This window comes from Streptomyces sp. NPDC093546, from assembly GCF_044765045.1.
Lineage (GTDB): Bacteria > Actinomycetota > Actinomycetes > Streptomycetales > Streptomycetaceae > Streptomyces.
The window spans coordinates 1-25,207 of the sequence record NZ_JBIWJG010000004.1 but is presented as its reverse complement, the minus strand read 5'-3'; the positions used below and the strand labels follow the sequence as shown (position 1 = coordinate 25,207).

Below are 25,207 nucleotides of genomic sequence, written 5' to 3'. Positions count from 1 at the left end.
CCGAGTCCGCATCCGCCCGCACCCGCCTGCACCTGCCCCGGGAGTCCGCGCCTTGTTCGTCTCGCCCGTCCCGCCCGCACTCGCCCCTGCCATAGCCCTGGTCGGCGCCGGCCCCCGCGGTACGTCGGTGCTGGAAAGGCTCTGCGCCTCCGTACCGGAGCTGGCCCCGGGAGCCCGGCTGACGGTCCACGTCGTCGACCCCGCCCCGCCGGGCCCCGGCCGCGTCTGGCGCACCGACCAGCCCGCCGAGCTGCTGATGAACACGGTCGCCTCCCAGGTGACGGTCTTCACCGACGACAGCGTGCGCTGCGAGGGCCCGATACGCCGGGGGCCGAGCCTGTACGAGTGGGCCGCCACCCGCTCGTACGGGCTCGGCCCCGACGACTACCCGACGCGGGCCTGCTACGGCGCCTACCTGGAGTGGGCGTTCACGCACACGGTGCGCGAGGCGCCGCCGGAGGTGACCGTACGGGTGCACCGGGCCCGCGCCGTACGCCTGGAGGACGGCCCGGAAGGCCCCGACGGCCCGCAGATCCTGGAGCTGGACGACGGCACGGCGCTCACCGGCCTCTCCGCGGTCGTCCTCGCGCAGGGCCACCTGCCGTCGGCCGCCGGGCGGGTGGAGGCCGAGCTGGAGGTGTACGCGGAGCGCCACGGGCTGCGCTACCTGCCGCCCGCCAACCCGGCGGACCTCGACCTCTCCGGTGTCGCGGCCGGGGAGCCGGTGCTGCTGCGCGGCCTCGGCCTCAACTTCTTCGACCACATGGCGCTGCTGACGGAGGGCCGCGGCGGCACGTTCGAGCGGACGGACTCCGGGCTGGTGTACCGCCCCTCGGGGCGGGAGCCGCGCCTGTACGCGGGGTCCCGGCGCGGTGTGCCGTACCAGGCGCGCGGCGACAACGAGAAGGGCGCCTCGGAGCGGCACGAGCCGGTGCTGCTGACGGCGGACGTCATCGAGACGTTCCGCAAGCGGGCGGAGGCGGGCGATCCGCCGGACTTCCTGGCCGAGATCTGGCCGCTGGTGGCGCGGGAGGTCGAGACGGCGTACTACGAGAGGCTGCTCCCGGCCGCCCTCGGGTTCCGCACCCGCTACCTGGCCGACCCCGACGCGGCCCTGGACGCGTACGGCGTGGCCGACGCCGACCGCTGGTGCTGGGAGCGCCTCTCACGCCCGTACGGTGACGAAACGTTCCGGTCGCCGGCCGAGCACCGGGCCTGGCTGCTCGCGTACCTGCGCCGGGACGCGGCCCAGGCGGCGCTCGGCAATGTCACGGGCCCGCTGAAGGCCGCGCTGGACGTGCTGCGCGACATCCGCAACGAGCTGCGGCAGATCGTGGACCACGCGGGCCTGTCGGGCGCGTCGCGCCGCGACCACCTCGACCGCTGGTACACCCCGCTGAACGCCTTCCTCTCGATCGGCCCGCCGCGCCGCCGCATCGAGGAGATGGCGGCGCTGATCGAGGCGGGGGTGCTGGAGGTCGTCGGCCCGCGCCTGCGCGTACGCGCCGAGGGCGGCGCCTTCGTCGGGGAATCGCCGGACGTGCCCGGTTCCACCGTGGCGGCGACCACCCTGATCGAGGCGCGGCTGCCCGAGCCGGACCTGCGCCGCACCGGCGACGCGCTCCTCGCGGGGCTGCTGGCGACGGGCGCCTGCCGTACGCACGTGGTCGACGGGTACGACACCGGCGGCCTGGACGTCACGCCGCGCCCGTACCGCTTGATCGACCGTCAGGGGCGGGCCCATCCGCGGCGCTTCGCGGTGGGCGTGCCGACCGAGGGGGTGCACTGGGTCACGGCGGCGGGCGCCCGCCCGGGCGTCGACTCGGTGACGCTGTCGGACGCGGACGCGGTGGCCCGGGCGGCGCTGGCGGCCGCCACGGCCCCACCCCGCCGACCTGACGAAGAACGAATGTTGAACTTGCAAGTAATGGTTAGGGGAGCCTAACGTGGGGCCGCATCGGTACGTCCCCGCCGAATGGAGTTCCCCCATGTCCACACCCCTGTCCACGCCCACGCTCACCGTCCGTCTCGATCGGGCCCGCCCCTACGCCCTCGGCCTGTTCCGCGTGGTCGTCGGCCTGCTCTTCCTCTGCCACGGCGCCGCCTCGCTCTTCGGCGTCCTCGGCGGCGCGGCCGGCAGCGGCGGCACCGTCCCGGCCGGCGCCTGGCCCGGCTGGTACGCGGCCGTGATCCAGCTCGTCGGCGGCGCCCTGGTGCTGCTGGGCCTGGGCACGCGGGCGACGGCGTTCCTCGCCTCGGGCTCGATGGCGTACGCGTACTTCTCGGTCCACCAGCCGATGGGCCTCTTCCCGCTGGAGAACGGCGGCGAGGCGTCGGCGCTCTTCTGCTGGGCGCTGCTGCTGCTGGTGTTCACCGGCCCGGGCGCACTGTCCCTGGACGCGCTCTTCACCTCGCGCAGGACCGGAGGTGCGGCGCGGGAGCTCGGCAAGGCGGAGACGCGCGAGGCCGTGGAGACGCGCGAGGACGCGGGCGACCGCGGCGAGAAGGGCGCCCCGGTCGCCGTCTGACACCCCGCCGGGCGTACGCTCTGGGCCTGTGCAGCCGCCCTGCGGCGCCGGACCGGGGAGTGAAGGTGCTCGAAAGCGTGGGGTCGCTGACCGCCGGCCCATGGGTCTACGCGGCCGTCGCCGTGTCCGTCCTCCTGGACGTGTTCCTGCCGGTCCTGCCGAGCGGCATCCTCGTCGTCACGGCCGCGACCGCCGCCGCCACCGGCACCGGTTCCCTGCTCACCCTGATCCTCTGCGCGGCCGCCGCCTCCCTGGCCGGCGACCTCGCGGCGTACGCCCTGGCCCGGCGCGGCGGCGCCCGCCTCGACCGGGCCATCGCCCGCTCACGCCGCCTGACCACCGCGCAGGAACGTCTCGGCACGGCGCTCGCGCGCGGTGGCGGCCTCCTGGTCGTCATCGCGCGCTTCGCCCCGGCGGGCCGCTCGGTCGTCTCCCTGGGCGCGGGCGCGGCACGCCGGGAACCCGGCGAGTTCCTGCCGTGGTCGGCGCTGGCCGGAGCGGCCTGGGCCACGTACAGCGTGGGCCTCGGCTACCTCGGCGGCCAGTGGCTCGGCGCGACCTGGACGGCCGTGGCGGTCTCGGCCGTGGCACTCGCCCTGGCCGGCAGCCTCGCGGCCTACGTCATGCGGCGCCCTGCTCCTGCTTCCTAGGACTCTTCGCACCGCGCACCTCGAGGTCGTCCAGGAGCGCGCGGGTCGCCTCGGCGACCTGGTCCACGGCCCGCTCGAACACCTCGCGGTTGTGCGCGGCGGGGACGTGGAAGCCGGAGACCTTGCGTACGTACTGGAGGGCGGCGGCGCGGATGTCCTCGCCGGTCGCCTCGTGGGAGAGCGCGGGCGGGCGGAGGGTCTTGATGCTGCGGCACATGCCTCCAGTCTGCCCCCGTCCCTCATGTCGCGAGGCGCTCCTTGCGACGCTCCCGCTCCTGCTGCCGCTCCCACCGTTCCCGCTGCTCCCTGAAGCGTTCGACCGGGTACGTGGCCCAGTCCGCGCGGTGCAGGTTGCACCGCCAGGCCCCGACCATGGCCAGCCGCCGGCACGTGCCGCCGCTCTTGGTCCGCGCACCGCACGGGGACTGCGTACGAGCCATGACTCTCGCCTCCTGCTCTCGGGTCCACTCCCCCTGCACGCAGCGTGGAACCCGCGCCTCCGCCCCGGCAGGGCGCGCACCCGGTCCCGCCGCGGCACGCTCCGTCGCGCACGCGGACCCCGCGTCGCGTGCGCGACGGCGGCTACGGAGGCCGCCTTGGGGCGGGTTTAAGGTGGCCCGATGCGACGATCATGGCGCGTCCACCGGGGCCGCACCCCCGGTACGAGGACCGGCGCCGAGTGAAGCCCGACCTGCCGCACCTCCCCTACGACCCGGAACAGGACCGGCGGGCCCTGCGCTGGGTGCTCGGCGTCCCGCTCGTGATCCTTCACGTCCTGATGGCGGGTTTGTGCTTCGCGGTCTACCGCACCGAGCCCCAGGGCGTCTGGGACGACGGCGCCTACGCCGGAATCGACGCCGTCTGCCTGGTCGTCCTGTTCCTCGGCTCCTGGGCCGCCCTCCTCACCCTGCTGCCCTCGCGGCGCCGCGTGCTGGGCCTGTGGTGGCTGGCGCCGCCCCTCGCGCTGATGTTCCTCACGGTGGTGCGGGCGGCCACGGTCTGACGGCGGCCGGGACTCTACCCATGCGAGACGGACAGAGCGGACCTAGACTCTCGAAAGGACTGACGGGACTGACAGGACGGCCCGCCCCGACCCAGGGAGACAGACATCATGTCCAAGCGAGGAAACAAGCGCCGCGCCCGCAAGAACCGCAAGGCCAACCACGGCAAGCGCCCCAACTCCTGACCGCGTCGGCGGCGTTGTCAGTGGTGCCTGCCACCATGGCCGCATGAGCCACGTGATCACCCGCAAGACCCTCACTCTGAGCAGGATGTACGCCTATCTGCGGGGCGGCGAGCCGACCGACCAGCAGAAGCACTTCCTCGACGAGATGCGGCAGCACGCGCAGGCCACCCAGCGCCGCCTGGACTACCAGGACATCGACCTGGGCCTCACCATCCCCGAGGCCTTGGAGCACCTGGTCTCCGGACGGGCCGACGCGGAGGGCCCGTACGTGGGCAACGCCTACTACACCGCGCTGCTGTCCGTCATCGAGTGCACCGGCTCCGACCCCATCGACGTGGGCGTGTACTCCAAGCCGTCCACGTTCTTCGGCCTCATGGACGACGAGCTCGCCAGGCTGGGAGTCCCCGCCGACCTGCTGCCGCACCGCATCCTCTTCGCGGACCTGCCCGACGGGATCCCGTTCCACATCCCGGGCCCCGTGGACGGCTACCCGGCCTTCGGCCACCTCCCCCTGGCCAAGGCCAAGGAGGTCGCCGACGCGTACAGCGCCGTACTGGACCGCCTGGACGACGCCTTCACGTACGACGCCAAGCACCTCATCGACATATTCGAGAACGAGCACGAGGAGTGGCAGACCGCCCTGAAGTACGGCCACACCATGGACACGTTGCTGTTCTGGATCACCGGCTGACCCCTCGCGCGAGCACCTCGCGCGGCACCTCTCGGGGCACCGATTGTCAGACCCGTGCGGCACAGTAACGGACATGGCACGAAAGACGGACAGGAGCCGAGAGCCCCGGCTCCCCGACATCCGGCTGCCTCCGCTGCGGCCGTACGCGGACGGCGCGCTCGCGGCGGACGCAGGGTACGACGAGCTGCAATTCGAGGACCTCGACCTCACCGGGCAGAACGGCCGGGGTGCCCGATTCCTGGAGTGCGCCCTCACCCGGTGTGCGCTGGACGAGACCTCGCTGCGCCGGGCGCGCTTCATGGAGTGCCTCCTGACGGGCGTCCGCGGGGTCGGTGCCGACCTCGCCGAGGCGTCGCTCCGGGACGTCGAGCTGACCGACGTGCGGTTCGGCGGACTCCAGATGCACGGCGCGACGCTGGAGCGCGTCGTCGTACGCGGCGGCAAGATCGACTACCTGAACCTGCGCCGGGCCCGGCTGAAGGACGTGGTCTTCGACGGTTGTGTGCTGGTCGAGCCCGACTTCGCGGGGGCGCGGCTGGAGCGGGTGGCCTTCCGCGACTGCGCACTGCGGGGGGCCGAGTTCAGCGACGCCCGCCTGACGGACGTGGACCTGCGGGCAGCCTCCGAGCTGGACATCGCCCGGGGCATCGACCGCCTCTCCGGTGCCGTGATCAGTCCGACCCAACTGCTCGACCTCGCGCCGGTGTTCGCGGCGCAGCTGGGCGTGCGCGTGGAAGCGATGCCGGCCGACCGCTCCCGGGAGCACGGTAGGAGCCGGCCACCGCGGTGACCCGGACGGCCGGAGCCACGAGGGCAGTGACCAGTGACGACGACGCCGAGCGGGTCAGTCGAAGAGGGCGACGAGCCCGTTGACCCAGACCGCGAGGAAGGCGAGGACCCCCACCAGGCAGCCGGCCCCGGCCAGGAAGCCGGAGAGGGAGAATCCGCCGCTGTCCGCCTCCCCGTCGGCCGCCTTCCGGTCGGCCACGTCCTCGTCGAACGGCACCGAGTCCCAGTCGACCTTCCACCCCACGGCCTCGGAGCAGGCCTCTCGTACCGCCACCAACTGCTCCCTCGCGAACGGAGAAGAGGCAAGGGCCTCAGGGCCATGCCAGGCAAGGGCGCGCATACGCCGCGGAGCCGTGCGGTACCGCTCCTCGAAGGCCGCGGTCTCGGCTTCGTCCCGGTCCTCTTCGAGGTACATCCAGCGCCCCGCCTCCGCGGGCTCGCCGTACAGCCGGTACACCTCGGCCAGGCGCCGGCGCAGCGTCAGGTCGCTCGGGAAGGACGACACGAGGCTGCGCAACCGCTGGCGCGCGACGGGAACACGGCCGGCGGCCAGGTCGGCCTCGACCCGGGCAAGGGTGTCTCTCAGGGGCATGAGCGCATGATCGGACACCGCGGCGGCCGCTGTCGACCCGGTTCTTACGCCCGCCTGACGGCAGGGCTGGGTCAGGTCGGGCGGCCCGGCTGCCGCGACACCAGCCGGCCCACCTCACGCGCGAAGCTTTCGGCGAGTCGGACGACGTGGGTCCCGCTCTCCCCGTCGGCCGTCACGGAGAAGGTATGGGTGCCGGCGTACGAGGTGAAGGCGGCGAGGGTGCTCATCCGGGGCGGGAGGCAGGGCACCACGTGCAGCGTGTCGACCCGCCGGCCGGCCAGCCGCAGCGGGGCATCGCTGAGCCGGAAGTTGGAGCAGGAGACCGTGACCATCCGGGGGTTCGCCATCAGCCACTCGCCCGCGGTGTCCAGCGCCCGCGGCCCCAGACGCGAGAGCGCCGTCGCCAAGGACATCCCGCCTCTCGCGCGCCCGCGGGCCTTGTTCACGGCCATGGCCCGGTGCACCGCGCGCAGACGGCCGACGGGGTCGTCCACGTGCAGGGGAAGTCGCAGCCGAACCGACGACACCACATTGCCCAGCCGGTGCTCCAGACCGAGGTGCGGGCGCAAGTCGACCGGCACCGCCGCGTACACCCGCGCCGGCGGCCGCGACCCGCGCCAGAAGTCCGGCACGGCGCGCAGGGCTCCGGCGAAGGCGGCCAGCACGACGTCGTTCACGGTCACCGCTTCCTCGCCCGTGGCCTGCCGCGCCCGCCGCACCACGTCGTGGCCCACCGTGGACCAGGCCACCGACCGGCCCGCCCCCGCGGGGTGGCGCGAGACGGACGCGGGGACGATCACCCCGCGCAGGCACTCGACCTCCTCCACGAGGCGCCGTACGAACCGCGGCGCGAACACGGTCTCCCCAGCGGCGGCGACCTGGGCACCGGTGAGTCCACCGGCGTCGTCACACAGCAGACGCATCACCGTCCCCACCGACGAGCCGTCCAGCAGGGCGTGATGCGCGAGGAACACGAGCGCCTGCCGCCCCTCCCGCCAGGGCAGCACGCGCACCTCCCACAACAGTCCACCGGGCCGCTCGGGCAGAGCCCGCTCCAACAGCGACGCTACGACCCCGCGCACAGACGCACCCGGCGGAACGTTCAGCGCGTACACCGGCGGCGGCTCGTCCCCGCGCCCCGCCACACGCCAGCGATACGTCCCGTCCTCCGCGGCGCTCCACCACAACCGCCCGGCGTTCCTCCACCGCCGCGACACCAACGCCGCGACCTCCGGCACCGACAGAGGCGCCCCCTCCAGGGAGAGGACCGCGGCAAGGGTCCACGGCGTTCCATGCCGCCGCTGGATCCCGGCCAGCATCGCGTCGACCGGCGACATCGCCACGAACATCCCTGCTCCGCCCCGATCCGCCCCGCCTGGAACGGCAGCAGCTGAGATCCGTCCGCGAAGGCACCATCGACTCTGGGGTGAGCCACTCTATGGCCGAACCGGGGCAAAGACGGCGTGGGCCGGCTCGCGGAGAAACTCTTACCGCGTGAGCTCGGGGCGCGGTCAGGGGTGTCACGTGCAGATGGCGGTGACCATGAACGTGTACACGTACGTCGTCCGGGACGCGCAGCGCGAGGCGGTCAGCCACATGGGCCGGTTGCTCAGGAGGCGTCCCGGCCGCCAGTGACTACGGCCGTCGATGTCGGGTACGGACGTCAAAGACCCCCAGCCATGATCGACTGGGGGCCTTCGTACTGGTGGGCGCGGACGGTTTCGAACCGCCGACATCTGCTTTGTAAGAGCAGCGCTCTACCCCTGAGCTACGCACCCGTGGAGTGAGGCAACAGCGTACATGGCTCCCTGGTGTGTCCTGCAAACCCATGGCCTGAGGCGGGGCATGAGGCGTGGCATAAGGCGTGGCATGAGCTGGCCGGCGACAGCGGGATACGGGGGTTGTCCCCACCCCGGGAAGGGTGGGTCCCCGGATCGCGGGCGGATGTGCGGTTACGTAGCGTTAAGGGGACACAGCAGCTCTACCTGGGGGTTCATCGTGGCCGGACGCCGTACGCGCCGCCGTATCCGTACGTTCATCGCCGTCGGCGGAGCCGCGCTCGTCGCGGTGGGGGTCACCGGGTGTGGTGAGGCCGATCTGGCGGGGGCACCGGTCGAGAGGAAGGTGTTCGCGTTCGAGGGGGAGGCGCTGACCATCGACTCGGAGGACTCCGAGCTGGTGCTGGTGCCGGCCGATGTGGAGGACGTGGAGGTCAGCCGACAGGTCGACGGGTGGGTCGTCGCAGGTGAGGGGCCCACGGCGAGCTGGCGGCTGGAGGGCGGGAAGCTCACGCTGCGCCTGGAGTGCCGCGCGATGATCAGCGACTGCCGGTCGCGGCACGAGGTGAAGGTGCCGCGCGGCGTCGCCGTCACCGTGCAGGGCGACAACGGGACCGTGAGCGCCGACGGGTTCCGTACGGCGCTGAAGGTGCAGGCCGACAATGGCCTGATCAAGGTGGAGGACGCCACCGGGCCGCTGGAGCTGCAGAGCGACAACGGCGAGATAGTGGTGGATCGGGCCGCGTCGAAGAGCGTGATCGCGCGGGCCGACAACGGGGCGGTGCGGCTCGCGTTCGGGGCGGTGCCTCAGCGTGTGGAGACCACCAGCGACAACGGCGAGATCACCGTCGAGCTCCCGCGCGGGAAGACCGCGTACGCCGTCGAGACGCGCAGTGATAACGGCGAGGTGAAGGTCGACGTGCCCCACGACGGGAGCAGCGCGCACATAGTCAAGGCGCGGAGCGACAACGGGAACATCACCGTGCGGACGGCGGACTCCGCGAACTGAACGGGCCGTGTGTTCGTCCTTACCTGGTGGGAGAATGACCGGGCAGGGGCGGACACGGCACGGGAGCGGGATGTGACGGCGACACACGCGCGGCGGTACGCGGCGGACGTCCTCGCGCTGGTGCTGCTGCCGGTGCCGCTTCTGATCGCCGCCGCGCCGGCCGCCTTCGCGGGCGGCGGCACCCGGCGCTGGTTCGGCGGGCGTGGCGACAACGGGCGGGCCGATGCCCAAGCGGCCAAGGACGCAGCGGCCGCGGCGTTCTACGACCTGGACAGCGCGCAGCGGGACCTGCGGATCTCGGTGGAGACGATCACGGCGGTCGACGGATCGCCGGCCGCGCGGCGGGCCGTGGACGATTTCGCGGCGCTCGGGCGGCGCATCGACGAGGTGAGCCACGCGTACATCACGGCGGTGGACGCGTACGACCTGGACCGGGACGATCTCGACGGCTCCACCGCCGCCCGGGCGCGGGGCGAACTGAACCGCGCCAAGGACGAGCTCGTACGGGTCAAGGGCGAGCTGGACCGGTTCGAGCAGGGGCTGCGGCCGTTGCTGGACCAGGCGGAGACGCAGCTGTCGCGGCTGGCGCCGGCGGTGGAGCGCGCGCGGGCGGCGCTCCTGTCCGCGAGCACCGCGCTCGACGCGGTGCGCGCCTCCGGTATGCGGGCGGACGATCTGGCGGCGCGGCTCGCCTCCCTGGCCCCGGAGCTGACCAAGCTGAACGAGGGCGCGGGCCGGCACGGCGTCGCCGAGACGCTGCAGCGTGCCGACCGGGTCGTACGCGACGCCGAGGCGGTACGCGGGGAGGCCGAGCGGCTGCCCGAGCGTGCCGCCGAGATGGCCAAGCGGCTCGTCTCCCTCCGCACCCGCGCTCAGGCGCTCGCCACCCGCACGGCCGCCGTGGAGCCGGTCCTCAGCGAGTTGCGCCGCCGGTTCACCGTCGCCTGCTGGCAGGACCTCCAGCCGGTCCCCGAGCAGGCGGCGCACAGTGTCCGGCAGGCGGAGGAGAGGCTGGAAGAGGCGGCCAAGGCTCACGCCGAGCAGCGCTGGGCGGACGCCACCGCGCTCCTCGGTACGGTACGGGCGCTGCTGAACAGCACCGACGAAGCCGTATCGGCCGCCGGTGAGCGGCTGCGGCGGCTCGATGCCGTGGCGGCGGACCCTCAGCAGGAGATCGAGCGCACGCGCTTCGCGATCCGCGACGCCCAGCGCCTCGCCATGGCCGGCCGCACCACCCCGGACCCCCGCCACGCGCGCCCCCTGGACGACTCGGTCGCCCGGCTGGAGCGGGCCGTCGCCGGGCTGGAGGCGGGCCGCCACCCCGACTACTGGCACTTCCTGAAGGAGACCGAGGCCGTGCGGGCTGCCGTGGCGCGCGTGGTGGAGCTGATCAGGGAGGAGCGCGCCGGGGGCGGCGGGGCCGCGGGCGCGGGCAGGCGCGGGGCCTGAGCCGGACGGGCTCCGCTCGGGCGTGCACCTCGTTAACCTGGGTCCATGCCTCGTTATGAATACCGCTGCCGCAGCTGCGGCGACACCTTCGAGCTCAACCGGCCCATGGCCGAGTCCTCCGCTCCCGCCGCCTGCCCCGCCGGGCACGACGACACCGTCAAGCTGCTGTCGACCGTCGCCGTCGGCGGCGTCGCCTCGAAGGGCGCCGCTTCCGCGCCCGCACAGGCCGCCGGCGGTGGCGGAGGGTGCTGCGGCGGCGGGTGCTGCGGCTAGCGGGCGGCTCCCGGCCGGCGGGTACGGCTTCAGGATCCCTTCAGGCGCCGGTCCCTAGCGTGGCTCCATGGAACGCTGGATCAACAGCCTCATGGACACGCTGGGCGCACCCGGCGCCGGACTGGCCATCGCCTTGGAGAACCTCTTCCCGCCGATCCCGAGCGAGGTGATCCTCCCGATGGCCGGCTTCGCCTCCGCCACCGGCCGGATGAGCCTCGCCGCCGCGCTGCTGTGGACCCTCGCCGGCTCGGTGATCGGCGCGCTCGCGCTGTACGGGGCCGGGGCGGCGCTCGGCCGGGACCGTACGGTCTCCCTCGCCGCCCGGCTGCCGCTGGTGAAGGCCGCCGACATCGAGCGGACGGAGGCGTGGTTCGCCCGGCACGGCGCCAAGGCGGTGTTCTTCGGGCGGATGATTCCGGTCTTCCGTTCCCTCATCTCCGTGCCCGCCGGGGTGGAGCGGATGCCCCTCCCCCTCTTCCTCGTGTTGACGACGGCCGGCAGCGCGATCTGGAACACCGCCTTCGTGCTCGCCGGTTACGCCCTCGGCGACAACTGGGCCGACGTCACCCGCTACGTCTCCCTCTACTCCACCGCCGTGCTGGTGGCGGCAGCGGGCGCGGCCGTCGTCTTCGTGACCGTACGGCTGCTCAGGCCGGGTAGGGGAGCGCGGCGGAGCGGATGAAGCGGCGCAGGATCTCCTCGCCCGCGACGACGCCCTTCTCCTCCAGCACGTCGACGTGTTCCGCGCTCCAGCCCGTGTCGGCGAGCTCCCCGTGGCCCGGCCGCCAGGCCCGGTCGGCGGCGAGCAGCAGGTCCGCGTCGAGGAGGGAGTCCCCCGCGGCCAGGACGCGGGACGCGCCGGTGCGGCGGGCCACTTCCCGCATGGCCGCGCTCTTGGTGAGCGGCTTCGGCACGGCGTACACCTTCCGGCCCTGGAGGGAGACCGTCCAGCCGCGCGCCTCCGCCCACTCGGCGAGCTCCTTCACCCAGCCCGCCGGCAGCAGGGCGCGTTCGACGACGAGGTAGGCGAAGAGGTCCTCGGCGACCCGCTCCTTGAGCAGCCAGGCGGGGTCGGCCGCGGCCAGCAGATGTGAGCGGACCTCCTCCAGCGTGGCGCACTCGTCGGCGAGGCGGCCGGCGACCGTGCGCTGCCAGCCCGCGTCGGTGACGCCGTCGACGAGGAGGTGCCCGCCGTTGGCGCAGATCGCGTACGCGGGCGCCGGGCCGGGGAGTTTGATCCGGTGGTACTGCTCGCGCGTGCGCGTGGTGGTCGGGACGAAGACGGCGTGCCGGGGCAGGTCGGCGAGGAGCGTGGCGGCGGCCTCGGTCATGTACGACAGCGGCTTGTGCTGGTAGACCTCGACGCAGAGCAGGCGCGGCGTCTCTGCGTCCGGCATGGTCAGGCCGAGGGCGGCGGGCGAGTAGATGAGGGTGCGGTCGAGGTCGCTGGCGACCATCGTCACGGTCATCGGCCCGAGACCGCCTTGCCGTCGGCGCCGGTGGCGCCCCGCGTGTACTGGGGGTGGATGAGGCCGACGCAGGTGTACGGCAGGCCGTCGACCTCCTCGACCGGTACGCCGCGCTGGTGGGCGAGGAGGCGTACGTGGTCGAGGTCGGCGCCCGCGCCGCGCTGGGCGAGGATCTTCCAGGGGACGCGGCGCAGCAGGACGCGCGTGGTCTCCCCGACGCCGGGCTTGACGAGGTTGACGTCGTGGATGCCGTACTCCTCGCTGATCCGCTCGACGGCCGCCCAGCCCGCCCAGGTCGGGGTCCGGTCGGTGGCGAGGAGCTCCTTGACGTCGGCGTCGACGGCGTCGGTGACCTCCTCGAAGCGGGCGGCGACGGTGTCGAGGAAGTCGTGGGAGACGTCCGCCGCGGCGAGGTCGCGGTAGTACTTGGCGCCGTGGTAGTCGGCCGGGCCGACCAGGTCGGCGCGGAGCACGGTGCGCGATATCAGCCCCGACACGGTGGAGTTGAGGCAGGCGGAGGGGATGAGGAAGTCCTCACGGGTGCCGTAGGTGCGCACGCAGGAGCCGGGGTCGGCGAGGACCGCGATCTCCGGGTCGAAGCCCGGGAAGTCGCGGAGGGCCTCGGCCAGTTCGCGGGTGATGGCGCCCTTGCCGGTCCAGCCGTCGACGAAGACGACGTCGGCGGGGTTGTGGTGGGCGGCGAGCCAGCGCAGGGCGTTGGCGTCGATGCCGCGGCCGCGCACGATGGAGACGGCGTAGTGGGGCAGGTCCAGGCCGTGGCGGTGGTGCGCCCAGCGGCGCATGAGGACGCCGACGGGCGTGCCGGCGCGCGCGAGCGAGACCAGCACCGGCCGCGGCGACCGCTCCGCGAGGACGGTCTCGGTGACGGTGCCGACGGCGCGGGCGATGCGCGCCGCGGAGGTGGTGAGCGCGGCCCGGTACAGCTCCTGGTACTGCGGTGTCGGCTGGTACTCGACGGGCAGCGACTCGGCGTAGTGCGCGCCGCCGCTCTGGATCGCCTCCTCGCGCTCCTCGGTGGGCGCCTCCAGCTCGACGTCGGAGAGGTCCTGGAGGAGCCAGCCGACCTCGTCCGGGGCGTAGGAGGAGAAGGCGGGGCCGCGCAGGGGCTCGGGCAGCATGGGGACCGTTTCGGATTCGGGTGCGGTGTCGTACGACGGTACGTGCGAAGGAACGGGCGGGGTTACGGGCGACGGTACGTACGACGGTACGACGGCGAGGACGACGCGCGGTATGTGCGCGGCGAGTTGGGCCAGCAGCCCGTCCGGGGCATGCAGGGCGGGCGTGTCGGCGGCGGAGTCGACCACGGCGACGACGGCATCGAAGCCGGCGCCCGCGACGTTGTAGGCGTACCGGTCGCCGGGCCCGTCGGCAGGGTCGTCGTGGGCGGGGAAGACGAGCCGGGTGCGTATCGCGTAGCCGGGGTCGTCGACGGCGAGCACGGGCGAGCGGGTCGTGGTCGAGTACCGCACCTCGGCGTCCCCGCCCCGCCGCTCGAGGGCGACGGCGAGCGCGAGGGGCGCGTACATGAGCTCCTCGGAGCCGAGGACGAGCACGCGGCGCGGCCGCGCACCGGCACCGGCATCGGCGCCAGCCGCTGCGGGGGCCCCGGCCGCCGGCAGGTCCAGCCCCTCCGCGAGGCGTTCCGCCATGGCGGGGAGCGCCGCGTCGAGGCGGGCGCGGTGTTCGGGGGTGAAGCCATGGCGGCCGCCGTCGGGTACCCCGGCGGGCCAGCCGAGGTCCACGCGGCGCACCGCGCCGGTGCCCACCGCGCCGGGGCTCACGGTGCCGGGCGCCGCCGACGCGGTCGGGTACGCCGCGACGAGCGCCTGGCCCCGTTCCAGTACGCCCTCCGGCAGGCGCACGGTGCCCGAGGCGAGCGCCACCAGGTCCACCCGGGCGCCGATCTCGGTGGCGAAGGCGGACAGCCGGGCACGGTCGGCGGGCGAGCGCATGTCGACCAGGGCCACGATCACGTAGCGGTCGCGCGGGTGGCTCTCGTGGAGGGCCCGCACCGTGTTGAGCACGGTGTTCCCGGTGGAGAACTCGTCGTCGACGAGCACCAGCGGCCCGCCGCCCGCCAGCAGCTCCGGGTCCTCGGGCAGCAGGAGGTGCGAGGTGGCGTGCGAGTGGGACTCCTCGAAACCGCCCGCGCGCGGGACGCCAGGCACCGGGCGGCGCGTGGAGTGCAGGTACGGCGCGACGCCCAGCCCGTCCGCGACCGAGTGGCCGAGGCCGGTCGCGGTCTCCGCGTAACCGAGGACGACCGCGCGCCGGGCCTCGTCAGGCCCGAGCAGGTCGCGGACGCGGACGCCGAGGTCGTAACCGGAACGCCACACCACGGTCGGGCTCTGCGGTACGTGCTTGCCGAGCACGTTCGAGACGAGCAGGTGCGCCCGCTTGGGGTTGCGGCGCAGGGCCAGGCCCAGCAGCTCGCGCAGCGCGGGGTCCCCGTCCAGCTCGACGCCCAGCCGCTCGGCCACCCACGTGCCCGTCCACACCACGTCGTCGTTCCCCCTCACGGCCCTCACAGGCCCAGTCCGGCGGTGAGCAGCTCCACGAAGCCGACGTCCTCCTTCGCGACGCCGAACACCTCGGCGCGCTGGAGGGTCCGCTCGGCCCAGGCGCGGTGCGGCTTCACCTCGTTCATCTTGTTCGTGTACGCGGAGCGCAGCACTCCGCCGCCGCCCCGCTCCGGTCGCAGGATGTCCTGGGCGTCGCTGAACTCCTCGTGGCTGACGACGGACAGCGCGTGCACCGGCATCACGTGCGACGGGTGGATGCAGGTCTTGCCGAGCAGGCCGTTGGCGCGGTCCAGCTCGATCTCGCGCAGCAGCCCGTCCAGGTCGTGCTCGATCAGCGCCGTGCGCAGCTCGTCGGCGCGCTGCTCCATGAAGGGGCTGCGGCGCAGCTGTGGCTTGAACATGCGCTCGCCGAGCCGGAAGTACTCCCACACCGGCCCGGTGATGGTGAAGCCGGTGCCGTCGGAGCGGCCCAGCACGTTCACCACGTCGCCGATCACGCCCGCCACGATCTGCACGTCGTACGCGGTCATGTCGGGCGAGCGGCGCAGCCCGTAGGCGGAGCAGAAGTCGGTCACCCCGAGCCGCAGTGCCAGCACCCGGTCGCGGTACTTGTCGACGATCCGGCCGATGCCGGTCAGCGTCTCGGCGCGGGTCTCCAGATGGAGCAGCTCGGGCGATTCGAGGACGGGCATGGCGAACAGCCGCCGCCCGCAGGCGACCTCGGCGTCCGTGAGCGCCTCCAGGAACGCCGCGCCACGCTCCTCCGTGAACTTCGGTAGTACGAATCCGGACAACAGTCGGCCGGCGTCGCCGAGCCGCCGCGCGAGGTCCGGAATCTGGGCGGGCTCGCGGACCCGGACGAAGAGGAGGGGTGTTTCCGCGCCACGCGCCTGGAGGGCGGTGAGCTGCCGGACGAGGTTCTCCTCAGCCGCTTCGACCTCACCGTCATCAATGGAATCTTCCAGGCACAGCACCATCGATACGACCCCGCGCCCCACCTGTTTCAGTACGTCGTCGGCGAGGTGCGGACGCGTGGCGGGACTGTAGAGGGTGGCCCCGAGCGCCGCCGCCAGCACCTTCGCCGGGGAGTCCGCGGTGAACTCGCACGGCTGCCGGTGGAAGAGTCCGGCCCGGGCAGCGGGCGGGATGTGCCCGAAATGACGCATATAACTCCCCGAACTGCCCTGAGGGCCGTGATGACATGTGGCCGGTAATAGTACGTAGAGACGGGTGTCGTGGGTTCCCCGCCGGCATGAACTTCAGGTAACTCGTCTGCTTATCGCCCCTCTGTGCGTCCGCACTCCCCCGCCCCCGCGTTGTCCGGTCCGTGGGACGCCAGGCAGGATGGCGGGCATGACGCACGCCATGCTGAAGGGCTCGAACGTCCCGCTCGACGCCGCGGCCGTACGGGCCGTACTGTGCTGGACCCCCGGTCCCGGGGTCCCCGATGTGGACGCCTCCGCCCTGCTGCTCGGCACCGACGGTCGGGTGCGTTCGGACGAGGACTTCGTCTTCTACAACCAGCCGCGCCATCCCTCCGGCCTGGTCAGGCGGTTGCCGAAGAAGCGTGTGGCGGAGGGCCTGACCGACACGGTGGAGGCCGATCTGTCGGGGCTGGACGCGTCGGTGGACCAGGTGGTGCTGGCGGCGTCGTCGGACGGGGACACCTTCGACCGCGTACGGGACCTGCGGATCCTGCTGTACGACGCGGGCGCGGGCGCGGCCGGGGAGCCGCTGGCCGTCTTCGAGGTGAAGCCGGAGACGGGCGAGGAGACCGCGATCATCTGTGGTGAGCTGTACCGGCGCGGGGATGGCTGGAAGTTCCGTGCGGTGGGGCAGGGTTATCCGACGGGTCTGATCGGCCTGGCGACGGCGTTCGGCATCTCGGTCGACGAGGAGGAGCCGGCGGGTGCGGAGCCGGCGGCGGCGAGCGAGCAGCCGGAGCCCCGGGCGGCGACACCGGAACCGGCGGCATCCGCGGCGGCACCCACCCAGGTGCAGGCCCCCGTACCCGTACTCGATGCGCCTCCGGCGCCGAGCGTGCCCCCGGCTCCCGCCTCGCCCCCGGCGTACGGCTACCCGCAGCCGTCTTCGGCCCCTTCGCCCCAGCCGACGTCGGCTCCCGCCCCGGCCCCGGCTTACGGGTATCCGCAGCCCGGCTCGGCGCCCTCGCCGCAGCCCGCGCATGGCTATCCGCAGCCGGCCGCCGCCGCGGCCCCCGCGCCGGACCCGGGTTTCCGGCTGCCGCCGATGGGGCCCCAGTTCGTACGGACCTGAGATGAGCGGGACCTGAGAGGAGCGGCTTCAGGCCTTGCCTGCCTTGAAGCCGCGACCCCACTGCAGGCCCCACCCGTACAGCCGGTCCAGCTCGGCCTGGAAGCCGTACACGAACCGCACCTCCCGCCGTACCGTCAACTCGCCCTTGACGTTCTCCAGCAGGAACACCGCGCAGGAGCGGGCCTGCGGGGCCCGCTCGTCGAGCTCTATCTCGATGCGCGGGCCGTTGCTCGGGTAGAGCGTCATCTTCGCGTGCGTACGGTCGAAAGCCGGCGTCTGGTCGTAGATGTAGACGAAGAACAGCAGCCGCTTGATCGCGTCGCGATGGTCCAGGTTGACGAAGATGGTCTCGCCGGACGGCGCGCCGAAGCGGTCGTCACCGCTGAGCTTCACGTACGGCGCCGCGTTGAGGTCGCCGAAGAAGCTGCCCAGCGGCTGGACGACGCCCTTGCTGCCGTCGGCCATCTCCCACAGGCAGCCGATGTCGAGGTCCACATTGGCCACGCCCTGGGTGTGTGCCTGGACCACCTCCGGCTTGAACAGCTTGGACGGGTGCCGCAGCAGCCGGCCGCTCTGCTTGGAACGGCCCTCGATGTCGGAGGTGCGCATCCGCCAGGAGAGGTTGACGCGCAGGTTTCCGGTGGCGGCGCCCTGCTTGGTGAGCGAGACCGACGGGCGCCGCTTGGTCAGGTCGATGGAGTTCGTCGCGGCGCTGCCGGAGTCGAACTGCGCCGCGTTGTTCCGCCACAGGTTGTCCCAGAAGGCCATGCCCCGCCCCTCGTCGTCACTCGTCGTCGCCAACCCCTGCATACGCCGCGGGGCGGCCGGGAGCACCCGGCCGCCCCGCTCAGAGCGTTCCTCGTTGCCGCGGTCGTCACACTCCGGACGGGACCTTGGCCTTCTTGTCGTCCGGTCCCGCTCCCCCTTCGGCCGCCAGCCGCTTGTTGCGGCGGACGGAGGAGAGGAAGGAGGCGGCGATCAGGAACACACCCACGGTGCCGGTGATGAGCTCGCTGATCTCGTGCTGGATGGTGATGAGCAGGATCACGGCGAGGGCGCCGATCGCGTAGTGCGCGCCGTGCTCCAGGTAGACGTAGTCGTCCAGGGTGCCCTGGCGGACCAGGTAGACGGTGAGCGACCGGACGTACATGGCGCCGATGCCGAGGCCGAGCGCCATCCAGAAGATGTGGTTGGTGATGGCGAAGGCACCGATGACGCCGTCGAAGGAGAACGACGCGTCCAGCACCTCCAGGTACAGGAAGAGGAAGAAGGCGGCCTTGCCGGCCAGGCCGACCGCGGAGACCGGCTTGCCCGCCTTCTTGGCCTTCTCCTCTTCCTCGTGCTCGCGCTCCTCCTCTTCCTCCAGCTTGTTCTCGAAGTAGCCCGAGAGACCGCCGACCACCAGATACGTGATCAGGCCGGCGACGCCGGAGAGGAGCACCGTGGCGGACTTGTCGACATGGCCGGTGCTGGTGTGCGCCTGGGTGGCGAAGGTGATGGCGCTGAGCAGAAGCGCGATCAGCGCGATGCAGACCGACAGCATGTCGACCTTGCCGAGCTTGGCGAGCGGGCGCTCCAGCCAGCCGAGCCACTTGATGTCACGGTCCTCGAAGATGAAGTCGAGGAAGATCATCAGCAGGAACATGCCACCGAACGAGGCGATCGCGGCGTGCGCGTCGGTGACGAGGTCCTCGTACCGCTCGGCGTCATTCATGGCCAGCTCGACCGCTTCGATCGGACCGACCTTGGCGCTGATGGCGACGATGACGACGGGGAAGACCAGCCGCATGCCGAAGACCGCGATCAGGATGCCGATCGTCAGGAAGATCTTCTGCCAGAAGGCGTTCATCTTCTTGAGGATTCCGGCGTTGACGACCGCATTGTCGAAGGACAGCGAGATCTCGAGGATCGACAGGATCAGTACGACCCCGAACGCCTCCCACCCCCACTGCCAGGCGGCGAATGCAAGGCCGAGCGCCGTGACGGCGAACGACCAGCCGAAGGTTTTCAGAACCACTGGCTACCCCATCGTGATTTAAGTACGGGTACGGGACTCCCCCGCGCCGTGCGCGCCGGGTTTTGAACCGACCCGGAGCAGTGCTTTAGGAAACATTGACGCCGAAGTCTAGAGCGATGCCCCGGAGCCCCGACGCGTACCCCTGCCCCACCGCACGGAACTTCCACTCGCCGCCGTACCGGTAAAGCTCGCCGAAGATCATCGCGGTCTCGGTGGAGGCGTCCTCGCTGAGGTCGTAACGCGCCAGTTCCTGGCCGTCGGCCTGGTTGACCACGCGGATGAACGCGTTGCTCACCTGACCGAAGGTCTGGCCGCGGTTGTCGGCCTCGTGGATCGAGACCGGGAAGAGGATCTTGTCGCAGTGGGCGGGCACCTTGGAGAGGTCCACGATCAGGGACTCGTCGTCGCCGTCTCCCTCGCCCGTCAGGTTGTCGCCGGTGTGCTCGACGGAGCCGTCGGGGCTGGTGAGGTTGTTGTAGAAGATGAACCACTCGTCGCCCAGCACCCGGCCGTTCTGGCAGAGCAGCGCGCTGGCGTCGAGGTCGAAGGGCGCTCCGGTGGTGGAGCGCGCGTCCCAGCCGAGCCCGACCAGCACCTGGGTGAGGTTGGGTGCGGCCTTGGAGAGGGAGACATTGCCTCCCTTGGCGAGCGTGACGCCCATGACGGTGGTCCTCCCCTGAGGTGTACTGCCGTGTACTGCCTGTACTGGTGCGTGAGGCACGTGCGGCGCCGCACGCGGAAGAGCGTGCGGCGCCGGACGAGACTGCGCGGCGGGTGTCGGCGCGGACTCAGACGTTGACGCCGAAGTCCTGTGCGATGCCGCGCAGGCCCGAGGCGTAACCCTGGCCGACGGCGCGGAACTTCCACTCGGTGCCGTGGCGGTACAGCTCGCCGAAGACCATGGCGGTCTCGGTCGAGGCGTCCTCGCTGAGGTCGTAACGGGCGATCTCGGCGCCGCCGGCCTGGTTCACGACGCGGATGAACGCGTTGCGGACCTGGCCGAAGGACTGCTGGCGGTTCTCGGCGTCGTAGATCGACACCGGGAAGACGATCTTGGCGACGTCGGCGGGCACGCCCGCGAGGTTCACCTTGATCTGCTCGTCGTCGCCCTCGCCCTCACCGGTGAGGTTGTCACCGGTGTGCTCGACGGAGCCGTCGGCGCTCTTGAGGTTGTTGAAGAACACGAAGTCCTGGTCGTTACGGACCTTGCCGTCCTCGCCGGTCAGGATGGCGCTGGCGTCGAGGTCGAAGTCCGTCCCGGTGGTGGTGCGGACGTCCCAGCCCAGACCGACGGTGACGGCCGTCAGGCCCGGGGCCTCCTTGGTCAGCGAGACGTTGCCGCCCTTGCTGAGGCTGACTCCCACGAGTCCCTCCATTGGTTTCCAGGGGCAGCGCCCCCGTCGTGCGTTGGCATCGGATCAACGACTGGATCCTAGTGACCGGTTCCCGAGACGAGCAGGCTCTTGGCCTGAAGAATCAGAGGGTGTCGAGCGCCTTGATGTACTCGTTCAGGTCACGGGCGTCGGGCAGGGCGTTGACGACGGTCCACCGCACCACGCCCTCCTTGTCGATGATGAAGGTGCCGCGCAGTGCGCACCCCTTGTCCTCGTCGAAGATCCCGTACGCGCGCGACACCTCGCCGTGCGGCCAGAAGTCCGACAGCAGCGGGTACTCCAGGCCTTCCTGCTCGGCGAAGACCCGCAGCGTGTGGATGGAGTCGTTGGAGACGGCCAGCAGCTGGGTGTCGTCGTTGACGAAGGCCGGCAGCTCGTCGCGGAGCGCGCAGAGCTCACCCGTGCACACGCCGGTGAAGGCGAACGGGTAGAAGAGCAGCACCACGTTCTTCTCGCCGCGGAAGTCGGACAGCCGCACGGTGCGCCCGTGGTTGTCCTTCAGCTCGAAGTCGGGGGCCTTGGTGCCGACGGTGAGCGCCTCGGCGGCACGGGTCGCCTCGATCGTCATGAAAACGCAATCCCTTCCAGTGGGCTGCCTGTGGGCTGCCGGTGACTTCCGGGTGGCTTCCGGTAAGCGGGGCCAGGCCGGGCGGAGGGCTCCGGCCGGGTCCAGCCTACGCACAGGGCCCCCGGCCGACGGTGTCGGCGGGGGCCCTGAGAGCTCTCGAGTGATCGGGGGGGGTCAGCGCTTGGTGCCGGTCTTCGCCGCCTTCGGCGTGATCAGCCGACTGCCGGTCCAGTCCTTGCCCGCGCTGATGCTCCGGGTCTGGGAGAGGCCGGCGGTCTGGGCGGCCTCATTGATGTCGCTGGGCTCGATGTAGCCGTCCCGGCCGGTCTTGGGCGTCAGGAGCCAGATCTCCCCACCCTCGTCGATCAGACCGATGGCGTCCACCAGCGCGTCCGTGAGGTCGCCGTCCTCGTCACGGAACCACAGCAGCACGACGTCGGCGACGTCGTCGTAGTCCTCGTCGACGAGTTCCTGGCCGATGACGGCCTCGATTGCCTCACGGAGCTCCTGCTCGACGTCGTCGTCGTAGCCGATCTCCTGGACCACCTGTCCGGGCTCGAACCCCAGCTTCGCTGCCGGGTTGGTCCGCTCCTCCGCGTGGTCCGCGGTCGCGCTCACGGCTTGCCTCCTGATCGTATTTTGGAAAATGCTTCGGCCGCGCGCGTACGCGAGGCGTTGGCCGTAGTCCACACGTGCTGGGCGGATCGCGCAAGTACCCGGCGGTCGAGACCGCCGAAACGGTGACTTTTGGGGCCGTCTCGCCCCAACTCCAGGTACCGCTCCACCCGCGCCCGTCATGCAACCGCGACTCTTGACCCACTTTAGGGGCTTCTGCTCCCTCCTGGCGCCCGCGGTGGATCGATCACCGCGCCGAACGCGGGACCGAATCGGGCGTAAGGTTGCGATTCACCCCCGGATCTTGGTCCGGGAGTCCCCCTGGGGTTACCTCACAGTAGAGATGACGATTGCCTCCACGGGGTAGACGATGGTGGCGGCGCGACCGTACTACCGGCTCTCCCCCGTAGGCTCCACCGACCAGAAGGAACAGCGTGGCTTCCGGATCCGATCGCAACCCGATCATCATTGGCGGCCTTCCCAGCCAGGTCCCGGATTTCGATCCCGAGGAGACCAAGGAATGGCTGGACTCGCTCGACGCCGCCATCGACGCGCGCGGCCGTGAGCGGGCCCGCTATCTGATGCTGCGCCTCATCGAGCGGGCCCGCGAGAAGCGCGTGGCCGTGCCCGAGATGCGCAGCACGGACTACGTGAACACCATCGCCACCAAGGACGAGCCGTTCTTCCCCGGCAACGAGGAGATCGAGCGCAAGATCCTCAACGCCACCCGCTGGAACGCCGCGGTGATGGTCTCCCGCGCCCAGCGCCCGGGCATCGGTGTCGGCGGGCACATCGCCACCTTCGCCTCCTCCGCGTCCCTCTACGACGTGGGCTTCAACCACTTCTTCCGCGGCAAGGACCAGGGCGACGGCGGCGACCAGATCTTCTTCCAGGGGCACGCGTCGCCCGGCATCTACGCCCGCGCGTTCCTGCTGGACCGGCTGAGCGAGACGCAGCTCGACGGCTTCCGCCAGGAGAAGTCGAAGTACCCCAACGGCCTGTCGTCGTATCCGCACCCGCGGTCCATGCCGGACTTCTGGGAGTTCCCGACGGTCTCCATGGGCCTCGGCCCGATCGGCGCGATCTACCAGGCGCGGATGAACCGTTACATGCACGCGCGCGGGATCGCGGACACCTCCAAGTCGCACGTCTGGGCGTTCCTGGGCGACGGCGAGATGGACGAGCCGGAGTCGCTCGGCCAGCTGTCGATCGCCGCCCGCGAAGGCCTGGACAACCTGACCTTCGTCGTCAACTGCAACCTCCAGCGCCTCGACGGCCCGGTGCGCGGCAACGGCAAGATCATGCAGGAGCTGGAGTCGCAGTTCCGCGGCGCCGGCTGGAACGTGATCAAGCTGATCTGGGACCGCTCCTGGGACCCGCTGCTGGCCCAGGACCGAGACGGCGTCCTGGTCAACAAGCTGAACACCACACCCGACGGACAGTTCCAGACGTACGCGACGGAGACCGGCGCGTACATCCGGGAGCACTTCTTCGGCGGCGACCACCGGTTGCGCGCGATGGTCGAGAACATGACCGACCACCAGATCCTGATGCTGGGGCGCGGCGGCCACGACCACCGGAAGATCTACGCGGCGTACAAGGCGGCCGTGGAGCACCAGGGCCAGCCGACCGTGATCCTGGCGCAGACGGTCAAGGGCTGGACGCTCGGCCCGAACTTCGAGGGCCGCAACGCCACGCACCAGATGAAGAAGCTGACGGTCGACGACCTGAAGCGCTTCCGCGACCGGCTGCACCTGCCCATCGCCGACAAGGAGCTCGAGGACGGGCTCCCGCCGTACTACCACCCGGGCCCGGAGTCCGAGGAGATCCAGTACATGCACGACCGCCGCAGGGCGCTGGGCGGGTACGTCCCGACCCGGGTCGTGCGGGCGAGGCCGCTGACGCTGCCGGACGACAAGGCGTACGCGGCGGTGAAGAAGGGCTCGGGGCAGCAGTCGATCGCGACGACGATGGCGTTCGTCCGCCTGCTGAAGGACCTGATGCGGGACAAGGAGCTCGGCAAGCGGTTCGTGCTGATCGCGCCCGACGAGTACCGCACGTTCGGTATGGACTCCTTCTTCCCGAGCGCCAAGATCTACAACCCGCTGGGACAGCAGTACGAGGCGGTCGATCGCGAGCTGCTGCTCGCGTACAAGGAGTCGCCGACCGGGCAGATGCTGCACGACGGCATCTCGGAGGCGGGCTGCACGGCCTCGCTGATCGCCGCCGGGTCGGCGTACGCGACGCACGGCGAGCACCTGATCCCGGTGTACGTCTTCTACTCGATGTTCGGTTTCCAGCGGACCGGCGACCAGTTCTGGCAGATGGCCGACCAGCTGTCGCGCGGCTTCGTCCTGGGCGCGACCGCGGGGCGTACGACGCTGACCGGCGAGGGCCTGCAGCACGCGGACGGCCACTCGCAGCTGCTCGCCTCGACGAACCCGGCCTGTGTCGCCTACGACCCGGCCTACGGCTACGAGATCGCGCACATCGTCAAGGACGGCCTGCGCCGGATGTACGGGACGGAGAGCGAGGACGTCTTCTACTACCTGACCGTCTACAACGAGCCGATCCAGCACCCGGCCGAGCCGGCGGACGTGGACGTGGAGGGCATCCTCAAGGGCCTGCACCGCATCGGCGCGGGCGAGGCGGGCTCGATCCCGGCGCAGATCATGGCGTCCGGTGTCGCCGTGCCGTGGGCGCTGGAGGCGCAGCGGATCCTCGCCGAGGAGTGGAACGTACGCGCCGACGTGTGGTCGGCGACCTCGTGGAACGAGCTGCGCCGCGAGGCCGTCGCGGTGGACGAGCACAACCTGCTGCACCCGGAGGAGGAGCAGCGCGTCCCGTACGTGACGCGGAAGCTGTCCGGCGCGGAGGGGCCGTTCGTGGCCGTCTCCGACTGGATGCGGTCGGTTCCGGACCAGATCGCGCGCTGGGTGCCGGGCCCGTACACCTCGCTGGGCGCGGACGGCTTCGGCTTCGCGGACACGCGCGGGGCGGCACGGCGGTACTTCCACATCGACGCGCAGTCGATCGTGCTGGCGGTACTGACCGAGCTGGCGAGGGCGGGCAAGGTGGACGGCTCGGCGCTGAAGCAGGCCATCGACCGCTACCAGCTCCTCGACGTGTCGGCGGCGGACCCGGGCGCGGCCGGCGGCGACGCGTAGGCGTCCCCGCGAGCGGCCCGGCTGCCCCGGCGGCAGGTGCTCCGGCGGCAGGTGCTCCGGCGGCAGGTGCTCCGGCGGCAGGTGCTCCGGCGGGGGGACCGCGTCCCCCCCCACGCCCCTAGTAGTGCTTTGTTAGCTGGTCTTGTCACGTGGGGTGTCTGGTAGTTCGCTGGCTGTATGAGGGCTGGGGAGCTTGCAGCGGTTCGGGGCCG

The 25,207-nt window shown here is 71.8% G+C and carries 27 protein-coding genes and 1 tRNA gene; 14 read left to right on the top strand and 14 right to left on the bottom strand.

Annotated elements, in window-relative coordinates; all coding sequences use genetic code 11:
- The first annotated feature begins 52 nt into the window (after positions 1-52).
- The 3 genes from ACIRNI_RS09755 (at position 53) to ACIRNI_RS09745 (ending at position 3,178) form a co-directional block, all read left to right on the top strand.
- A complete protein-coding gene (locus ACIRNI_RS09755) occupies positions 53-1,945 on the top strand; it encodes an FAD/NAD(P)-binding protein (RefSeq protein ID WP_403549952.1) in 1,893 nt (630 codons plus the stop codon).
- A 43-nt stretch (positions 1,946-1,988) separates the two neighbouring features.
- On the top strand, positions 1,989-2,528 hold the full coding sequence (locus ACIRNI_RS09750; protein ID WP_403549950.1) for a DoxX family protein: 540 nt from the start codon (positions 1,989-1,991) through the stop codon (positions 2,526-2,528).
- A gap of 65 nt (positions 2,529-2,593) precedes the next feature.
- Complete coding sequence (locus ACIRNI_RS09745) at positions 2,594-3,178, top strand: DedA family protein (protein ID WP_403549949.1); 585 nt, start codon at positions 2,594-2,596, stop codon at positions 3,176-3,178.
- Here the strand turns inward: ACIRNI_RS09745 and ACIRNI_RS09740 are convergent.
- A complete protein-coding gene (locus ACIRNI_RS09740; RefSeq protein WP_403549947.1) occupies positions 3,150-3,395 on the bottom strand; it encodes a DUF2277 domain-containing protein in 246 nt (81 codons plus the stop codon). The two genes, ACIRNI_RS09745 and ACIRNI_RS09740, sit on opposite strands and share 29 nt — an antisense overlap.
- A gap of 22 nt (positions 3,396-3,417) precedes the next feature.
- Entirely contained in the window at positions 3,418-3,618 is a 201-nt protein-coding gene (locus tag ACIRNI_RS09735; protein ID WP_403549945.1) for a hypothetical protein, read from the bottom strand.
- Between the two features lie 239 nt (positions 3,619-3,857).
- On the opposite strand from ACIRNI_RS09735, the gene ACIRNI_RS09730 reads away from it, so the two are divergent.
- From ACIRNI_RS09730 to ACIRNI_RS09715, 4 genes are all read left to right on the top strand, one after another.
- The gene (locus tag ACIRNI_RS09730) at positions 3,858-4,181 is read left to right on the top strand and encodes a hypothetical protein (protein ID WP_403549943.1); all 324 of its coding nucleotides are present in this window, start codon (positions 3,858-3,860) and stop codon (positions 4,179-4,181) included.
- Positions 4,182-4,289: 108 nt separating this feature from the next.
- Positions 4,290-4,364: a 50S ribosomal protein bL37 gene (locus tag ACIRNI_RS09725; protein WP_403550818.1), complete on the top strand. Its 75-nt coding sequence runs from the start codon at positions 4,290-4,292 to the stop codon at positions 4,362-4,364.
- Positions 4,365-4,407: 43 nt separating this feature from the next.
- Complete coding sequence (locus ACIRNI_RS09720; protein ID WP_403549941.1) at positions 4,408-5,055, top strand: hypothetical protein; 648 nt, start codon at positions 4,408-4,410, stop codon at positions 5,053-5,055.
- A 73-nt stretch (positions 5,056-5,128) separates the two neighbouring features.
- Positions 5,129-5,845, top strand: a complete 717-nt coding sequence (locus ACIRNI_RS09715) for a pentapeptide repeat-containing protein (RefSeq protein ID WP_403549939.1) — start codon at positions 5,129-5,131, stop codon at positions 5,843-5,845.
- Positions 5,846-5,899: 54 nt separating this feature from the next.
- On the opposite strand, the gene ACIRNI_RS09710 is transcribed toward ACIRNI_RS09715, so the two are convergent.
- Positions 5,900-6,436, bottom strand: a complete 537-nt coding sequence (locus ACIRNI_RS09710; RefSeq protein WP_403549937.1) for a DUF6584 family protein — start codon at positions 6,434-6,436, stop codon at positions 5,900-5,902.
- Positions 6,437-6,507: 71 nt separating this feature from the next.
- Positions 6,508-7,785: a WS/DGAT domain-containing protein gene (locus ACIRNI_RS09705; RefSeq protein WP_403549935.1), complete on the bottom strand. Its 1,278-nt coding sequence runs from the start codon at positions 7,783-7,785 to the stop codon at positions 6,508-6,510.
- Between the two features lie 193 nt (positions 7,786-7,978).
- Here ACIRNI_RS09705 and ACIRNI_RS09700 point away from each other — a divergent pair, with 193 nt between their 5' ends.
- The gene (locus ACIRNI_RS09700; RefSeq protein WP_403549933.1) at positions 7,979-8,071 is read left to right on the top strand and encodes an integrase; all 93 of its coding nucleotides are present in this window, start codon (positions 7,979-7,981) and stop codon (positions 8,069-8,071) included.
- Between the two features lie 68 nt (positions 8,072-8,139).
- On the opposite strand, the gene ACIRNI_RS09695 is transcribed toward ACIRNI_RS09700, so the two are convergent.
- Positions 8,140-8,214 (bottom strand) — tRNA-Val (locus ACIRNI_RS09695).
- A gap of 220 nt (positions 8,215-8,434) precedes the next feature.
- On the opposite strand from ACIRNI_RS09695, the gene ACIRNI_RS09690 reads away from it, so the two are divergent.
- The 4 genes from ACIRNI_RS09690 to ACIRNI_RS09675 all read left to right on the top strand — a co-directional run bounded on the left by ACIRNI_RS09690 (position 8,435) and on the right by ACIRNI_RS09675 (position 11,627).
- Positions 8,435-9,223, top strand: a complete 789-nt coding sequence (locus ACIRNI_RS09690; RefSeq protein ID WP_403549932.1) for a DUF4097 family beta strand repeat-containing protein — start codon at positions 8,435-8,437, stop codon at positions 9,221-9,223.
- Between the two features lie 72 nt (positions 9,224-9,295).
- Positions 9,296-10,672, top strand: coding sequence for a hypothetical protein (locus tag ACIRNI_RS09685; RefSeq protein WP_403549930.1), 1,377 nt, complete (start codon positions 9,296-9,298; stop codon positions 10,670-10,672).
- Between the two features lie 45 nt (positions 10,673-10,717).
- Positions 10,718-10,945 (top strand): zinc ribbon domain-containing protein, encoded by a 228-nt coding sequence (locus ACIRNI_RS09680; protein WP_403549928.1) that lies wholly within the window; start codon positions 10,718-10,720, stop codon positions 10,943-10,945.
- Between the two features lie 67 nt (positions 10,946-11,012).
- Positions 11,013-11,627 carry a DedA family protein gene (locus ACIRNI_RS09675; RefSeq protein WP_403549926.1) on the top strand — a complete coding sequence of 205 codons (615 nt, stop codon included), beginning with the start codon at positions 11,013-11,015 and terminating at the stop codon, positions 11,625-11,627.
- Here the strand turns inward: ACIRNI_RS09675 and ACIRNI_RS09670 are convergent.
- The 3 genes from ACIRNI_RS09670 to ACIRNI_RS09660 are packed head-to-tail and all read right to left on the bottom strand — an operon-like array spanning position 11,593 to position 16,123.
- Positions 11,593-12,414: an HAD family hydrolase gene (locus ACIRNI_RS09670; RefSeq protein ID WP_403549925.1), complete on the bottom strand. Its 822-nt coding sequence runs from the start codon at positions 12,412-12,414 to the stop codon at positions 11,593-11,595. The genes ACIRNI_RS09675 and ACIRNI_RS09670 overlap by 35 nt on opposite strands.
- Positions 12,411-14,954, bottom strand: coding sequence for a phosphoribosyltransferase (locus ACIRNI_RS09665; protein ID WP_403549923.1), 2,544 nt, complete (start codon positions 14,952-14,954; stop codon positions 12,411-12,413). The genes ACIRNI_RS09670 and ACIRNI_RS09665 overlap by 4 nt, the downstream gene beginning before the upstream one ends.
- 5 nt (positions 14,955-14,959) lie before the next feature.
- Positions 14,960-16,123, bottom strand: a complete 1,164-nt coding sequence (locus tag ACIRNI_RS09660; RefSeq protein WP_403549921.1) for an HpcH/HpaI aldolase/citrate lyase family protein — start codon at positions 16,121-16,123, stop codon at positions 14,960-14,962.
- A gap of 178 nt (positions 16,124-16,301) precedes the next feature.
- Here ACIRNI_RS09660 and ACIRNI_RS09655 point away from each other — a divergent pair, with 178 nt between their 5' ends.
- On the top strand, positions 16,302-17,234 hold the full coding sequence (locus ACIRNI_RS09655) for a TerD family protein (protein WP_403549919.1): 933 nt from the start codon (positions 16,302-16,304) through the stop codon (positions 17,232-17,234).
- Between the two features lie 27 nt (positions 17,235-17,261).
- Here ACIRNI_RS09655 and ACIRNI_RS09650 read toward each other — a convergent pair whose 3' ends face one another.
- The 6 genes from ACIRNI_RS09650 to ACIRNI_RS09625 all read right to left on the bottom strand — a co-directional run bounded on the left by ACIRNI_RS09650 (position 17,262) and on the right by ACIRNI_RS09625 (position 21,831).
- The gene (locus ACIRNI_RS09650) at positions 17,262-18,002 is read right to left on the bottom strand and encodes a Tellurium resistance (protein WP_403549917.1); all 741 of its coding nucleotides are present in this window, start codon (positions 18,000-18,002) and stop codon (positions 17,262-17,264) included.
- 106 nt (positions 18,003-18,108) lie between these two features.
- Positions 18,109-19,251 carry a DUF475 domain-containing protein gene (locus ACIRNI_RS09645; RefSeq protein WP_403549915.1) on the bottom strand — a complete coding sequence of 381 codons (1,143 nt, stop codon included), beginning with the start codon at positions 19,249-19,251 and terminating at the stop codon, positions 18,109-18,111.
- 85 nt (positions 19,252-19,336) lie between these two features.
- Positions 19,337-19,912 carry a TerD family protein gene (locus tag ACIRNI_RS09640; protein WP_403549913.1) on the bottom strand — a complete coding sequence of 192 codons (576 nt, stop codon included), beginning with the start codon at positions 19,910-19,912 and terminating at the stop codon, positions 19,337-19,339.
- Between the two features lie 127 nt (positions 19,913-20,039).
- Positions 20,040-20,615 (bottom strand): TerD family protein, encoded by a 576-nt coding sequence (locus ACIRNI_RS09635; protein ID WP_361414016.1) that lies wholly within the window; start codon positions 20,613-20,615, stop codon positions 20,040-20,042.
- Between the two features lie 112 nt (positions 20,616-20,727).
- Positions 20,728-21,213, bottom strand: a complete 486-nt coding sequence (locus tag ACIRNI_RS09630) for a peroxiredoxin (protein WP_355355693.1) — start codon at positions 21,211-21,213, stop codon at positions 20,728-20,730.
- Positions 21,214-21,387: 174 nt separating this feature from the next.
- The gene (locus ACIRNI_RS09625; protein WP_403549910.1) at positions 21,388-21,831 is read right to left on the bottom strand and encodes a DUF3052 domain-containing protein; all 444 of its coding nucleotides are present in this window, start codon (positions 21,829-21,831) and stop codon (positions 21,388-21,390) included.
- A gap of 431 nt (positions 21,832-22,262) precedes the next feature.
- Between ACIRNI_RS09625 and aceE the strand changes: the two genes are divergently transcribed.
- On the top strand, positions 22,263-24,995 hold the full coding sequence (gene aceE / locus ACIRNI_RS09620; RefSeq protein ID WP_403549908.1) for a pyruvate dehydrogenase (acetyl-transferring), homodimeric type: 2,733 nt from the start codon (positions 22,263-22,265) through the stop codon (positions 24,993-24,995).
- The last annotated feature ends 212 nt before the right edge of the window (positions 24,996-25,207 follow it).